Consider the following 12,742-nt stretch of genomic DNA (forward strand, 5'->3'; position numbering starts at 1 on the left):
CAGGTGTTCCTTTCAGCTAAGGTCGCGGTGGCGAACCTGGACGTTCTTGAGGGTTTGTTGCAGCACCTGGCCCAGGCGTTCAGTCAGGTAGACAGAACGGTGATGGCCGCCGGTGCAGCCGATGGCGATGGTGACATAGGCACGATTACTCGCGGCAAAACGTGGCAACCATTTAAGCAGGTAGCTGGAAATGTCCTGGAACATCTCTTCGACATCCGGTTGCGCAGCCAGGTACTCGGCCACCGGCTGATCCAGCCCCGACTGATCACGCAGCTCCGGCTTCCAGTAAGGGTTGGGCAGGCAGCGAACATCGAACACCAGGTCGGCATCGACCGGCATGCCTCGTTTAAAGCCAAACGACTCGACGAGAAATGCCGTGCCAGGCTCTGGTTGATTCAGCAGGCGTAGTTTGATGGCGTCGCGCAGCTGATACAAGTTCAAGCCGGTGGTATTGATCTTGAGATCGGCGAGGTCGATGATCGGCCCCAGCAGCGTGGTCTCGTCCTCAATGGCCTCGGCCAGCGAGCGGTGAGGGCTGCTCAGAGGGTGACGTCGACGGGTTTCAGAGAAGCGCTTGAGCAGCGTCTCTTCGTCGGCATCCAGGTACAGCACGTCGCAATGGATGTGCTTGGCCCGCACTTCTTCGAGCAATTCAGGAAATCGCGAGAGGTGGCTGGGGAGATTACGTGCATCAATTGAAACGGCAACCAGCGGCTGCGCCAACTCAGTGTGAATCAGCGCACGCTCGGCCAGCTCCGGCAGCAGGCCGGCGGGCAGGTTGTCGATGCAATAGAAGCCATTGTCTTCAAGGACATTGAGTGCGGTGCTTTTACCCGAGCCGGAACGGCCGCTGACGATGATCAAACGCATGATTACTGCCTGTTTTGTTCATCCAGGACAACCTGATAGAGCGCCTCGTTGCTGCTGGCACTGCGCAGTTTGTCGCGTACTTCCTTGCGGTCGAGCATGCTGGCGATCTGCCGGAGCAGTTCCAGGTGTGCATCGGTAGCAGCTTGCGGGACCAGCAGAACGAACAGCAGGTCGACCGGGGCGCCGTCGATGGCATCAAAATCGATTTTTTCTTGCAGGTGTAAAAGTGCACTTACGGGAGAAGTACAGCCTTCAAGGCGGCAGTGAGGAATGGCGATGCCGTTACCAAAACCGGTCGAACCCAGCTTTTCACGGTCAATCAGGGCCTTGAACACAACTTGCTCATCCAGCTCAGGCACTTCACGGCTGATCAGGTTGGCGATGTGTTCGAGGGCTTTCTTCTTGCTGCCGCCCGGCGCGTTCACGAGTGAACGGCCGGGGGTCAGGATGGTTTCAAGTTGGATCATGGGGGAGAGTTAACGACCTGTACCTTGCATCAGGTGCAGATACTTTTCCTTATGCTTTATGAGTTGGCGGTCCAGCTTGTCGTAGAGCGAGTCAATCGCTGCGTACATGTCTTCATGCTCCGCATTGGCGACGAGCTTCGCATTCGGTACGTGCAGGGTGGCCTCGATTTTTTGCTTGAGCTTGTCGACCTCCATGATGACCTGCACGTTGGTGATCTTGTCAAAATGCCCCGCAAGCTTGTTCAGCTTGCTCTCGGTGTACTCACGCAGGGGCTTGGTAACTTCCAGTTGGTGTCCACTGATGTTGACTTGCATACAGCTTCTCCTTCGTTGCCAGTGCATAAAGCGGCAGGCAAAACGCCTGCCACTGGAACGCTATGGCCCGCCCGTCACATCAAACGCTTACGCTCGCTGGAAGGCGCGATCCCGAGGGACTCGCGGTACTTGGCGACGGTTCGACGGGCGACCTGAATGCCTTGTGCCTCCAGTAAACCAGCGATCTTGCTGTCACTCAACGGCTTTTTCTGATTTTCCGCAGCAACCAGTTTTTTGATGATCGCGCGGATCGCCGTGGACGAGCATTCGCCGCCTTCGGAGGTGCTGACATGGCTGGAGAAAAAGTATTTCAACTCATAAATACCCCGTGGGGTATGCATGAACTTCTGCGTGGTCACCCGGGAGATCGTTGATTCGTGCATGCCCACCGCCTCGGCAATGTCATGCAGCACCAACGGTTTCATTGCCTCGTCGCCATATTCCAGGAAGCCGCGCTGGTGCTCGACGATCTGGGTGGCCACTTTCATCAGGGTTTCATTGCGGCTTTGCAGGCTCTTGATGAACCAGCGCGCTTCCTGCAACTGGTTGCGCATGAAAGTGTTATCGGCACTGGTGTCGGCGCGGCGCACAAAGCCTGCGTATTGCGGGTTGACGCGCAAGCGTGGCACCGATTCCTGATTAAGCTCCACCAGCCAGCGCTCGTTGTCCTTGCGCACGATCACGTCGGGAACGACGTATTCGGCTTCGCTGGACTCGATTTGCGAGCCGGGGCGCGGATTGAGGCTCTGTACCAGCTCGATGACTTGGCGCAGGTCGTCTTCCTTGAGCTTCATGCGGCGCATCAGTTGGCTGTAGTCGCGGCTGCCCAGCAGGTCGATGTAATCGGTGACCAGGCGCTGGGCCTCGGCGAGCCAAAGCGTCTTGGCGGGCAGTTGACGCAATTGCAGCAACAGGCACTCGCTGAGGGTGCGAGCGCCGATGCCGGCGGGCTCAAACTGTTGAATGCGGTGAAGGACGGCTTCGATTTCGTCCAGCTCGATGTCCAGCTCCGGGTCGAAGGCCTCGAGGATTTCATCAAGGGTTTCGTCCAGGTAGCCCTGGTTATTGATGCAGTCGATCAGAGTGACAGCGATCAGGCGATCGGTGTCGGACATCGGCGCGAGGTTAAGTTGCCACAACAAATGGCTTTGCAGGCTTTCGCCAGCGGACGTGCGGGTGGTGAAATCCCATTCGTCATCGTCATTGCTGGGCAGGCTGCTGGCGCTGGTCTGGTAAACGTCTTCCCACGCGGTATCCACGGGAAGGTCGTTGGGGATGCGTTCGTTCCATTCGCCTTCCTCAAGGTTATCCACCGTTGGGGCGGTTTCCTGATAGGAGGGTTCCTGCACGTCGGAGTTGGATTTTTGCTCGATGTTGTCGGCCAGCGGGTCTGCATTATCGAAGTCGTCGCCTTCTTCCTGGCGTTCGAGCATCGGATTGGACTCCAGGGCCTCCTGGATTTCCTGTTGCAGGTCCAGGGTCGACAATTGGAGCAGGCGGATGGCCTGTTGCAGCTGAGGTGTCATCGTCAGCTGCTGGCCCATTCTCAGGACTAGCGATGGTTTCATGGCAGGGGCTTAACACCTTATTCGCCGGCGCAATGCGCCATCCACGACAGGGCGCGTGAGCGCCAAACATAAGCAAATTATATGCCTGATGTCGGGGGCTTTGCCTAGAGCGCGGTAACAATAAAAAAAAGAGGTTTTTATTGACTCCCGCGCGCCTTGGCGAACAGCCGTGACACCACGGTGCTTACAGGCGGAACTCGTGGCCCAGATACACTTCCTTGACCAGTTCGTTAGCCAGGATTGTGGCTGAATCGCCCTCGGCGATCAGCTGGCCATCGTTGACGATATAAGCCGTTTCACAGATATCGAGGGTTTCACGGACGTTGTGGTCAGTGATCAACACGCCGATGCCCTTGGCTTTGAGGTGGTGGATGATCTGTTTGATGTCGCCGACCGAGATCGGGTCAACGCCGGCAAACGGTTCGTCCAGCAGGATGAACTTCGGTGCGGTTGCCAGTGCACGTGCGATTTCCACGCGACGGCGCTCACCACCGGACAGGCTCATGCCGAGGTTGTCGCGAATGTGGTTGATGTGGAATTCCTGAAGCAGGCTTTCCAGCTCCTTGCGGCGGCCGTCACGGTCGAGTTCCTTGCGGGTCTCGAGGATCGCCATGATGTTGTCCGACACCGACAGTTTGCGAAAGATCGACGCTTCCTGTGGGAGATAGCCGATACCTGCGCGTGCGCGGCCGTGCATCGGCTGGTGGCTCACGTCGAGGTCGTCGATCAATACACGGCCCTGATCCGCCTGGACCAGCCCGACGATCATATAGAAACACGTGGTTTTGCCGGCACCGTTAGGGCCGAGCAGGCCGACGATCTGGCCGCTGTCGATCGACAGGCTGACGTCGCGCACGACCTGACGGCTTTTGTAAGCCTTGGCCAGATGCTGGGCTTTGAGGGTTGCCATTAGTTCGCCTTCTTCGCAGCGGGTTTAGGCGCAGGCTGAGCGGCAGCGTCTTTCTGCTTGGGCTGGATAACCATGTCGATACGCGGCTTCGGCGTGCCGATCTTCGCGCCGGTGGCGCGACCCGCCTGAGCGATCTGCTTCACGGTGTCATAGGTGATTTTCTCACCGTCCGTGGTGTTGCCATCGCTGCTCACGACCCTGGCCTGATCGATCAGGATGATACGGTTTTGCTGGGCGTGATACTGGATGGTCTTGCCGTAGCCCTTCATCGGAGCAGGGTCTGCAGCAGCCTGCTTCTGTTCGAAATAGGCCAGGTTACCCACCGAAGTCACCACGTCGATGTCACCCGCAGGCGTACGCGTGAGCGTCACCGTGTTGCCGGTAATTTTCATCGACCCTTGGGTGATGATCACGGCACCGGTGTAGGTTGCAACGCCTTGCTTGTCATCCAGCTGCGCATCGTCAGCCTGAATGTGGATCGGTTGCTGGCTATCGTTCGGCAGAGCCCAGGCGCTCACGCTTCCCAGTGCTGCGCCCAGACCGAGCAAAATAGGGAGGGTTTTAACGAGCCTCATACTGTCCTCTTACGTTCGATAGCAGGTGTATCCTGCTTTCTTTCAAATACGCTTTCATTCCCTTGCCAGTCGATACACCGCCAGCGCCGTCGATTCTAACGTCTTGCTCGGTCTGCGCATATTGCTGTTGTGGGAAAACGGTCATGCGACTGCTGGTAATAATAGTGTCGCGGTTCTTATCGTCAGTACGTGCAACACGTACCGAGTCGATCAGTTCTACTTGAGTGCCGTCCGGGTTGACCTCGCCATGCTTGCTGGTGACATGCCAAGGGAACTCAGTGCCGCGGTACAGGTTCATGTCCGGGTTGGTCAGCAACGTGACTTCGGACGACTTCAGGTGCTCGACTTTGTCCGAGGTCATTTCATACTGAACCTTGCCATCCGGCAGGAACTGCACGCTGTAGGCGTTGGTTGCGTAATAGTCGATGGCGCCTCCGTCAACCTGCGCAACAGGCTTGTCGAGAAAGCGTTCGGGGCTGATATTCCAGTAGCCTACCGCCAGAAACAGTGCGGCGATGACCCCGAACAGCAGGAAATTGCGAATCTTTTTGCTCAGCATAAAACGCTCTATAAGTAGGCGGCGTGTGCCGCTTCAAGGCTGCCCTGGGCACGCAGGATCAATTCGCAGAACTCGCGGGCGGCACCTTCGCCGCCACGGGCTATGGTGATGCCATGGGCGTGCTCGCGAACAAAAGTCGCCGCATTGGCGACGGCCATACCCAGGCCTACGCGGCGGATAACCGGGAGGTCAGGCAGGTCATCGCCCAAATAGGCGACCTGCTCATAGCTTAGGTTGAGTTGGCCAAGAAGCTCGTCCAGAACCACCAGTTTATCCTCACGGCCCTGATACAGGTGAGGAATACCCAGGTTTTGTGCACGGCGTTCCACAACCGGTGTTTTTCGACCGCTGATAATTGCAGTTTGCACGCCCGCGGCCATCAACATTTTGATGCCTTGGCCATCGAGGGTGTTGAACGTCTTGAATTCACTGCCATCTTCGAGGAAGTACAGGCGGCCGTCGGTCAGCACACCATCGACGTCGAAAATTGCCAGTTTGATGTTTTTACCGCGTTGCAGCAGGTCGCTGGTCATTTACATCACTCCCGCACGCAGCAAGTCGTGCATGTTCAGGGCGCCAACCGGGTGATCGTCGCCGTCGACGACTACCAGCGCAAGAATCTTGTGGTCTTCCATGATCTTCAACGCTTCGGCCGCGAGCATTTCCGGGCGTGCGGTCTTGCCGTGAGGGGTCATGACTTCATCGATCGTAGCCGTTTGAATGTCGAGATTGCGGTCCAGCGTGCGGCGCAGGTCACCGTCAGTGAAAACGCCGGCCAGACGCCCGTCGGACTCCAGAATGACAGTCATGCCCAGGCGCTTGAGGGTCATTTCCATCAGCGCGTCCTTTAATAGGGTGCCGCGCTGGACGTGGGGCAGTTCATCCCCCGAATGCATGACATTTTCCACTTTCAGCAACAGGCGACGGCCGAGAGCGCCGCCTGGATGCGAAAACGCGAAATCTTCAGCTGTAAAACCGCGAGCTTCCAAGAGCGCCACGGCCAAGGCATCGCCCATGACCAGTGCGGCGGTGGTCGAGGACGTCGGCGCCAGGTTCAGCGGGCAGGCTTCGTGGGCTACGTGAACATTCAAGTTCACTTCCGCGGCCTTGGCCAGCGTCGAATCCGGGTTGCCGGTAATGCTGACCATCTTGATGCCCAGGCGCTTGATCAGCGGCAGCAGGGTCACGATTTCGTTGGTGGTGCCGGAGTTCGACAAGGCCAGGATGATGTCATCCTTGGTGATCATGCCCATGTCGCCGTGGCTGGCTTCGGCCGGGTGTACGAAAAAAGCCGTGGTTCCGGTGCTGGCCAGCGTGGCGGCAATCTTGTTGCCGACGTGGCCTGACTTGCCCATGCCAACCACGACAACGCGGCCTTTGCTGGCCAGAATCATCTCGCAGGCACGTACGAAATCCGCGTCGATATGGGCCAGCAAGCCCTCTACGGCTTCTAGCTCGAGGCGGATGGTGCGTTGTGCGGATTGAATAAGGTCGCTGGATTGGCTCATGTCTGAAATCGTATAGCCTGACGAAAAGTCGGCGATTATAGCGGTAATGATCAATTCCCTCACGCAAGTTCGTCAGGGTTTATTCTGCTAGTGCACGAGAATCATGCCCAGCAAGGTTTTTCCCTGTCCCGAATCTGAACGAGCGCTGTTCCGGCCTTGGGGGCTCTGTACCACCAGTGATATAGTTCGCCGCCAGTTCGGTCCGCCCAACCCATGTGACTAATGAATGCGCACCTGTTGCAAACTATTGCGCACCCATTGCAAACGAATGTCGCAAACATGGTGTCTGAGTGAAAGGCTGCATCCCAAGGAGATTAGATGAGTGCCGATAACGCCTACGCGGTCGAGCTGAAGGGCCTTACCTTCAAGCGCGGGACGCGCAGCATCTTCAATAACGTCGATATTCGCATTCCCCGCGGTAAAGTCACGGGCATCATGGGGCCTTCCGGTTGCGGCAAGACCACCCTGTTGCGCCTGATGGGCATGCAATTGCGCCCTAGCGCCGGCGAAGTGTGGGTCAACGGTCAGAACCTGCCGACACTGTCGCGCAGCGATCTGTTCGATGCCCGCAAGCATATGGGCGTGCTGTTCCAGAGCGGTGCCTTGTTCACCGACCTCGATGTTTTCGAAAACGTGGCGTTTCCGCTGCGGGTGCATACCCAGCTGTCCGATGAAATGATTCGTGACATCGTGTTGCTGAAACTGCAGGCCGTGGGCCTTCGCGGTGCCATCGACCTGATGCCTGACGAATTGTCCGGTGGCATGAAGCGCCGTGTCGCGTTGGCGCGTGCCATTGCTCTCGATCCGCAGATCCTCATGTATGACGAGCCCTTCGTCGGTCAGGACCCCATTGCCATGGGTGTGCTGGTGCGGCTGATCCGCCTGCTCAACGATGCGCTCGGCATCACCAGTATCGTGGTGTCCCACGACCTGGCTGAAACCGCGAGCATCGCCGACTACCTCTATGTGGTAGGCGATGGCCAGGTGTTGGGGCAGGGCACGCCTGAAGAGCTGATGAACGCTGACAACCCGCGCATTCGCCAATTCATGACCGGCGATCCCGATGGCCCGGTGCCTTTTCATTTTCCGGCAGCGGACTACCGCTCAGATCTTCTGGGGAAGCGCTGATGCGCAAGACATCTCTCATCGAAAAGGTTCGCCTTTTCGGTCGCTCGGGCATCGACATGGTCGAAGTGCTTGGGCGTTCGACGATTTTCCTGTTTCACGCGTTGCTCGGTCGCGGCGGCATAGGGGGCGGCTTTGGCCTGCTGCTAAAGCAACTGCACTCAGTAGGCGTGATGTCCCTGGTGATCATCGTGGTTTCCGGGATTTTCATCGGCATGGTGCTGGCGTTGCAGGGGTTCAATATCCTCTCCAGCTACGGCTCGGAGCAGGCAGTGGGGCAGATGGTCGCCCTGACGCTGTTGCGTGAGCTGGGCCCGGTGGTCACCGCCTTGCTGTTTGCCGGGCGCGCAGGTTCTGCGCTGACTGCCGAGATCGGCAACATGAAGTCCACCGAGCAGTTGTCCAGCCTGGAAATGATCGGCGTGGACCCACTCAAGTACATTGTTGCCCCGCGCCTGTGGGCCGGCTTCATTTCCCTGCCACTGCTGGCGATGATTTTCAGCGTGGTGGGCATCTGGGGCGGTTCGTGGGTAGCGGTCGACTGGTTGGGCGTCTATGACGGCTCGTACTGGGGCAACATGCAAAACAGCGTGACCTTCAGCGGCGACGTGCTCAATGGCATCATCAAAAGCATCGTTTTCGCCTTTGTAGTGACGTGGATCGCCGTATTCCAAGGCTATGACTGTGAGCCCACTTCAGAAGGGATCAGTCGCGCCACCACCAAGACCGTTGTGTACGCCTCGCTGGCGGTACTGGGCCTTGACTTCATTTTGACCGCCTTGATGTTTGGAGATTTCTGATGCAAAACCGCACTGTGGAAATCGGTGTCGGCCTTTTCTTGCTGGCTGGCATCCTGGCTTTACTCTTGCTGGCCCTGCGAGTCAGTGGCCTTTCGGCCAGCCCGACCGCCGATACTTATAAACTTTACGCTTACTTCGACAATATCGCCGGTTTGACTGTCAGAGCTAAAGTGACCATGGCCGGTGTAACCATCGGCAAGGTCACGGCAATCGATCTGGATCGCGACAGCTTCACCGGGCGAGTGACCATGCAGGTAGACAAGAAGGTAGATAATCTGCCGACTGACTCCACTGCATCTATTCTCACTGCGGGTCTGCTGGGCGAGAAGTACATCGGCGTCAGCGTGGGCGGGGAAACAGCCCTGCTCAAGGATGGTTCGACAATCCACGACACACAGTCGTCGCTGGTGCTTGAAGACTTGATCGGTAAATTCCTGCTCAATACGGTCAATAAAGACGCCAAATGAGGAATCTGTTCATGATCTCTACCTTGCGACGTGGCCTGCTGGTGCTGCTTGCAGCGCTGCCCCTGATGGCCAACGCGGCGGGTTCTGCGCACGATCTGGTGCAGGACACGACCAACAAAATGTTGGCTGACCTGACCGCCAACAAAGAGCAGTACAAGCAAGACCCAAGCAAGTTCTACGATGCGCTCAACACCATTGTTGGGCCAGTGGTTGATGCCGAAGGCATTTCCCGCAGCATCATGACGGTCAAGTATTCGCGCAAGGCAACGCCTGCGCAGATGCAGACCTTCCAGGAAAACTTCAAAAAGGGCCTGTTCCAGTTCTACGGTAATGCCCTGCTGGAATACAACAACCAGGGGATCACCGTTGCTCCGGCCGGGGATGAGTCAGGTGATCGCACCAGCGTCAACATGACCGTCAAGGGCACCAACGGCGCCGTCTACCCTGTGCAGTACACGCTGGAGAAGGTCAAAGGCGAGTGGAAACTGCGCAACGTGATCATCAATGGCATCAACATTGGCAAGCTGTTCCGCGATCAGTTCGCTGACGCCATGCAGCGCAATGGCAACGACCTGGACAAGACCATCAATGGTTGGGCCGGTGAAGTCGCCAAGGCCAAGGAAGAAACCGACAAACAAGCTGCCGGGAAGCCTGCGCAATGACCGAGTCGGCTGTTCGGCTTGGTGACGCCGGCGAATTATTCCTGAGCGGCGTGCTTGATTACCGCTCCGGGCCTGACCTGCGCAAGCAGGGCCAGGCGCTGATCAACAGCAGCAACGCGCCTGCGCTGGTGCTGGATTGCTCGGCAGTGACCAAGTCCAGCAGCGTCGGTTTGTCATTGTTGCTGTGCTTCATGCGGGATGCCGAGGCGGTCAAAAAACCGGTCAGCATCCGTGCGTTGCCTGAGGATATGCGCGAAATTGCCGAGGTTTCCGGTCTGACCGAGCTTCTGGCGCATCCTTAATAGCCAATATCAAGGAAGCCCCCCGTCAGAGTCCTGCTATGCGGGGTTCGCAGGCGCGGGGCTTTTTTGTATGATGTGCGACCCGTGCGCACTGGGCGCCGATAGAGGTTGAGCATGCAGGCCCTAGAAGTTAAAAGCTTCCTTGAAGGAAAGCTGCCCGAAACGAACGTAGAAGTTGAAGGCGAAGGCTGCAATTTCCAGCTGAACGTGATTAGCGATGAACTGGCGGCACTGAGCCCGGTCAAGCGTCAACAGCAGATCTATGCCCATTTAAACCCGTGGATCACCGATGGCAGCATCCACGCGGTCACTATGAAATTTTTCAGCCGCGCGGCCTGGGCCGAGCGCACCTGAGCCCCCAAGGCGTCGAGATTCTTATGGATAAATTGATTATTACCGGCGGTGCCCGCCTTGATGGCGAGATCCGCATTTCCGGTGCGAAAAACTCCGCCTTGCCGATTCTGGCAGCGACCCTGCTGTGCGATGGCCCGGTAACTGTGGCCAACCTGCCGCACTTGCACGACATCACCACCATGATCGAACTGTTCGGTCGCATGGGCATTGAGCCTGTGATCGACGAAAAACTGTCCGTCGAAATCGACCCGCGCACCATCAAGACCCTGATCGCTCCGTACGAGCTGGTGAAAACCATGCGCGCGTCGATCCTGGTGCTGGGCCCGATGGTTGCCCGTTTCGGTGAGGCCGAAGTGGCACTGCCTGGTGGTTGCGCCATTGGTTCGCGTCCGGTCGACCTGCACATCCGTGGCCTTGAAGCCATGGGCGCAACCATCGACGTCGAAGGCGGCTACATCAAGGCCAAGGCACCGGAAGGTGGCCTGCGTGGTGCCAACTTCTTCTTTGATACCGTCAGCGTGACCGGTACCGAGAACATCATGATGGCCGCCGCTCTGGCCAACGGCCGCAGCGTCCTGCAAAACGCCGCGCGCGAGCCGGAAGTCGTCGACCTGGCCAACTTCCTGATCGCCATGGGTGCCAACATCACCGGCGCCGGCACTGACACCATCACCATCGACGGTGTTAAGCGTCTGCACTCGGCCACTTACAAAGTGATGCCGGACCGAATCGAGACCGGCACCTACCTGGTGGCGGCTGCCGTTACGGGTGGTCGCGTCAAGGTCAAGGACACCGATCCGACCATCCTTGAAGCCGTCCTGGAAAAACTCAAGGAAGCCGGTGCTGAAATCACCACCGGTGCCGACTGGATCGAGCTGAACATGCACGGCAAGCGGCCTAAAGCCGTCAACGTGCGGACCGCTCCTTACCCGGCGTTCCCGACCGACATGCAAGCGCAGTTCATTTCCTTGAACGCGATTGCCGAAGGCACCGGTGCCGTGATCGAAACCATCTTCGAAAACCGCTTCATGCACGTGTATGAACTGCACCGCATGGGCGCCAAGATCCAGGTCGAAGGCAACACGGCCATCGTCACCGGTATCGACAAGCTCAAGGGCGCGCCAGTGATGGCCACCGATCTGCGTGCGTCGGCCAGCCTGGTCATCTCGGCGCTGTGCGCTGACGGCGACACCCTGATCGACCGCATCTACCACATAGACCGTGGTTACGAGTGCATCGAAGAAAAACTGCAGATGCTCGGCGCCAAGATCCGCCGCGTACCGGGCTAGTTCCAATAGCTGTAAACACCGTCACTGTGGCGAGCGGGCTTGTCGAGTCGTCGCACCGCCCGCGTAGCGACCCCAAAACGGGACGCTATGCAGTCCAGCGCTGGACAAGCCCGCTCGCCACGGGATGGTGTTTTGCTGTTAACTGAGCGTGTCCCTGCTGAACTTGTTTCAAATCGAGGCTGTAATGGCCTCGATCTGTGTCTGGCGCCGATTGCGACCGGACAGCAATAGCCTGATGAAGGACTGACGTTTCCCATGTTGACCATCGCACTGTCCAAGGGCCGCATCCTTGACGACACTTTGCCGCTTCTGGCTGAAGCGGGCATCGTGCCGACCGAGAATCCGGACAAGAGCCGCAAGCTGATCATCCCCACGACCCAGGACGACGTTCGCCTGCTGATCGTGCGTGCCACTGACGTGCCGACTTACGTTGAACATGGCGCAGCCGACCTCGGTGTCGCGGGCAAAGACGTGTTGATGGAATACGGCGGCCAGGGCCTGTACGAGCCGCTGGACCTGCGCATCGCCCTGTGCAAGCTGATGACCGCCGGCCGTGTCGGTGACGTCGAGCCCAAAGGCCGCCTGCGCGTGGCGACCAAGTTCGTCAACGTTGCCAAGCGTTACTATGCCGAGCAAGGTCGCCAGGTCGACATCATCAAGCTTTACGGCTCGATGGAGCTGGCACCGCTGATCGGCCTGGCCGACAAGATCATCGACGTAGTCGACACCGGCAACACGCTGCGTGCCAACGGTCTTGAGCCTCAGGATTTCATTGCCGACATCAGCTCGCGACTGATCGTCAACAAAGCTTCGATGAAAATGCAACACGCCCGAATCCAGGCGTTGATCGACACCCTGCGCAAGGCAGTGGAGTCTCGACACCGCGGTTGACTCACCTGCGCGGCCGTAGGTCGCGCCCGTCTATCCGCCTCATAGCCAGAATTCTCAGGTGCCCAAGCGGAAACGACTGC

General features: G+C 58.1%; 17 protein-coding genes. 8 read left to right on the forward strand and 9 right to left on the reverse strand.

Translation table 11 applies throughout. The features are described 5' to 3' along the window. Positions 1-12: 12 nt before the first annotated feature. The 9 genes from rapZ to ACP7B3_RS18930 all read right to left on the reverse strand — a co-directional run bounded on the left by rapZ (position 13) and on the right by ACP7B3_RS18930 (position 6,772). On the reverse strand, positions 13-870 hold the full coding sequence (gene rapZ / locus ACP7B3_RS18890) for an RNase adapter RapZ (protein ID WP_145165179.1): 858 nt from the start codon (positions 868-870) through the stop codon (positions 13-15). Between the two features lie 2 nt (positions 871-872). Continuing rightward, on the reverse strand, positions 873-1,337 hold the full coding sequence (ptsN, locus tag ACP7B3_RS18895) for a PTS IIA-like nitrogen regulatory protein PtsN (RefSeq protein ID WP_058419319.1): 465 nt from the start codon (positions 1,335-1,337) through the stop codon (positions 873-875). A gap of 9 nt (positions 1,338-1,346) precedes the next feature. Beyond that, on the reverse strand, positions 1,347-1,652 hold the full coding sequence (gene hpf / locus ACP7B3_RS18900) for a ribosome hibernation-promoting factor, HPF/YfiA family (RefSeq protein WP_106578678.1): 306 nt from the start codon (positions 1,650-1,652) through the stop codon (positions 1,347-1,349). A 74-nt stretch (positions 1,653-1,726) separates the two neighbouring features. Beyond that, entirely contained in the window at positions 1,727-3,220 is a 1,494-nt protein-coding gene (locus tag ACP7B3_RS18905; protein WP_426180191.1) for an RNA polymerase factor sigma-54, read from the reverse strand. A 184-nt stretch (positions 3,221-3,404) separates the two neighbouring features. Then, on the reverse strand, positions 3,405-4,130 hold the full coding sequence (lptB, locus tag ACP7B3_RS18910; protein ID WP_016974288.1) for an LPS export ABC transporter ATP-binding protein: 726 nt from the start codon (positions 4,128-4,130) through the stop codon (positions 3,405-3,407). After that, positions 4,130-4,705: a lipopolysaccharide transport periplasmic protein LptA gene (gene lptA / locus ACP7B3_RS18915; protein WP_145165175.1), complete on the reverse strand. Its 576-nt coding sequence runs from the start codon at positions 4,703-4,705 to the stop codon at positions 4,130-4,132. The genes lptB and lptA overlap by 1 nt, the downstream gene beginning before the upstream one ends. Next, entirely contained in the window at positions 4,692-5,264 is a 573-nt protein-coding gene (gene lptC, locus ACP7B3_RS18920) for an LPS export ABC transporter periplasmic protein LptC (RefSeq protein ID WP_145165173.1), read from the reverse strand. The genes lptA and lptC overlap by 14 nt, the downstream gene beginning before the upstream one ends. A gap of 8 nt (positions 5,265-5,272) precedes the next feature. After that, the gene (locus ACP7B3_RS18925; protein WP_090409411.1) at positions 5,273-5,797 is read right to left on the reverse strand and encodes a KdsC family phosphatase; all 525 of its coding nucleotides are present in this window, start codon (positions 5,795-5,797) and stop codon (positions 5,273-5,275) included. Beyond that, positions 5,798-6,772 carry a KpsF/GutQ family sugar-phosphate isomerase gene (locus tag ACP7B3_RS18930; protein WP_106578683.1) on the reverse strand — a complete coding sequence of 325 codons (975 nt, stop codon included), beginning with the start codon at positions 6,770-6,772 and terminating at the stop codon, positions 5,798-5,800. It lies immediately after the preceding gene. A 318-nt stretch (positions 6,773-7,090) separates the two neighbouring features. Between ACP7B3_RS18930 and ACP7B3_RS18935 the strand changes: the two genes are divergently transcribed. From ACP7B3_RS18935 to hisG, 8 genes are all read left to right on the forward strand, one after another. Continuing rightward, on the forward strand, positions 7,091-7,900 hold the full coding sequence (locus ACP7B3_RS18935) for an ATP-binding cassette domain-containing protein (protein ID WP_003171811.1): 810 nt from the start codon (positions 7,091-7,093) through the stop codon (positions 7,898-7,900). After that, positions 7,900-8,697 (forward strand): lipid asymmetry maintenance ABC transporter permease subunit MlaE, encoded by a 798-nt coding sequence (mlaE, locus tag ACP7B3_RS18940; protein ID WP_106578684.1) that lies wholly within the window; start codon positions 7,900-7,902, stop codon positions 8,695-8,697. The genes ACP7B3_RS18935 and mlaE overlap by 1 nt, the downstream gene beginning before the upstream one ends. Further along, entirely contained in the window at positions 8,697-9,164 is a 468-nt protein-coding gene (gene mlaD / locus ACP7B3_RS18945; RefSeq protein ID WP_005784855.1) for an outer membrane lipid asymmetry maintenance protein MlaD, read from the forward strand. The genes mlaE and mlaD overlap by 1 nt, the downstream gene beginning before the upstream one ends. An 11-nt stretch (positions 9,165-9,175) precedes the next feature. Further along, positions 9,176-9,826 carry an MlaC/ttg2D family ABC transporter substrate-binding protein gene (locus tag ACP7B3_RS18950; RefSeq protein ID WP_119736621.1) on the forward strand — a complete coding sequence of 217 codons (651 nt, stop codon included), beginning with the start codon at positions 9,176-9,178 and terminating at the stop codon, positions 9,824-9,826. Next, positions 9,823-10,128 carry an STAS domain-containing protein gene (locus ACP7B3_RS18955; protein ID WP_106578686.1) on the forward strand — a complete coding sequence of 102 codons (306 nt, stop codon included), beginning with the start codon at positions 9,823-9,825 and terminating at the stop codon, positions 10,126-10,128. The genes ACP7B3_RS18950 and ACP7B3_RS18955 overlap by 4 nt, the downstream gene beginning before the upstream one ends. 114 nt (positions 10,129-10,242) lie before the next feature. Further along, positions 10,243-10,482 (forward strand): BolA family protein, encoded by a 240-nt coding sequence (locus tag ACP7B3_RS18960; protein WP_008434291.1) that lies wholly within the window; start codon positions 10,243-10,245, stop codon positions 10,480-10,482. Between the two features lie 23 nt (positions 10,483-10,505). Beyond that, positions 10,506-11,771, forward strand: a complete 1,266-nt coding sequence (gene murA, locus ACP7B3_RS18965) for a UDP-N-acetylglucosamine 1-carboxyvinyltransferase (RefSeq protein WP_106578687.1) — start codon at positions 10,506-10,508, stop codon at positions 11,769-11,771. A 255-nt stretch (positions 11,772-12,026) separates the two neighbouring features. After that, positions 12,027-12,662 carry an ATP phosphoribosyltransferase gene (hisG, locus tag ACP7B3_RS18970; RefSeq protein ID WP_003188599.1) on the forward strand — a complete coding sequence of 212 codons (636 nt, stop codon included), beginning with the start codon at positions 12,027-12,029 and terminating at the stop codon, positions 12,660-12,662. Positions 12,663-12,742: the final 80 nt, after the last annotated feature.

It is taken from the genome of Pseudomonas sp. TWRC1-2 (genome assembly GCF_049896685.1).
Taxonomy (GTDB): domain Bacteria; phylum Pseudomonadota; class Gammaproteobacteria; order Pseudomonadales; family Pseudomonadaceae; genus Aquipseudomonas.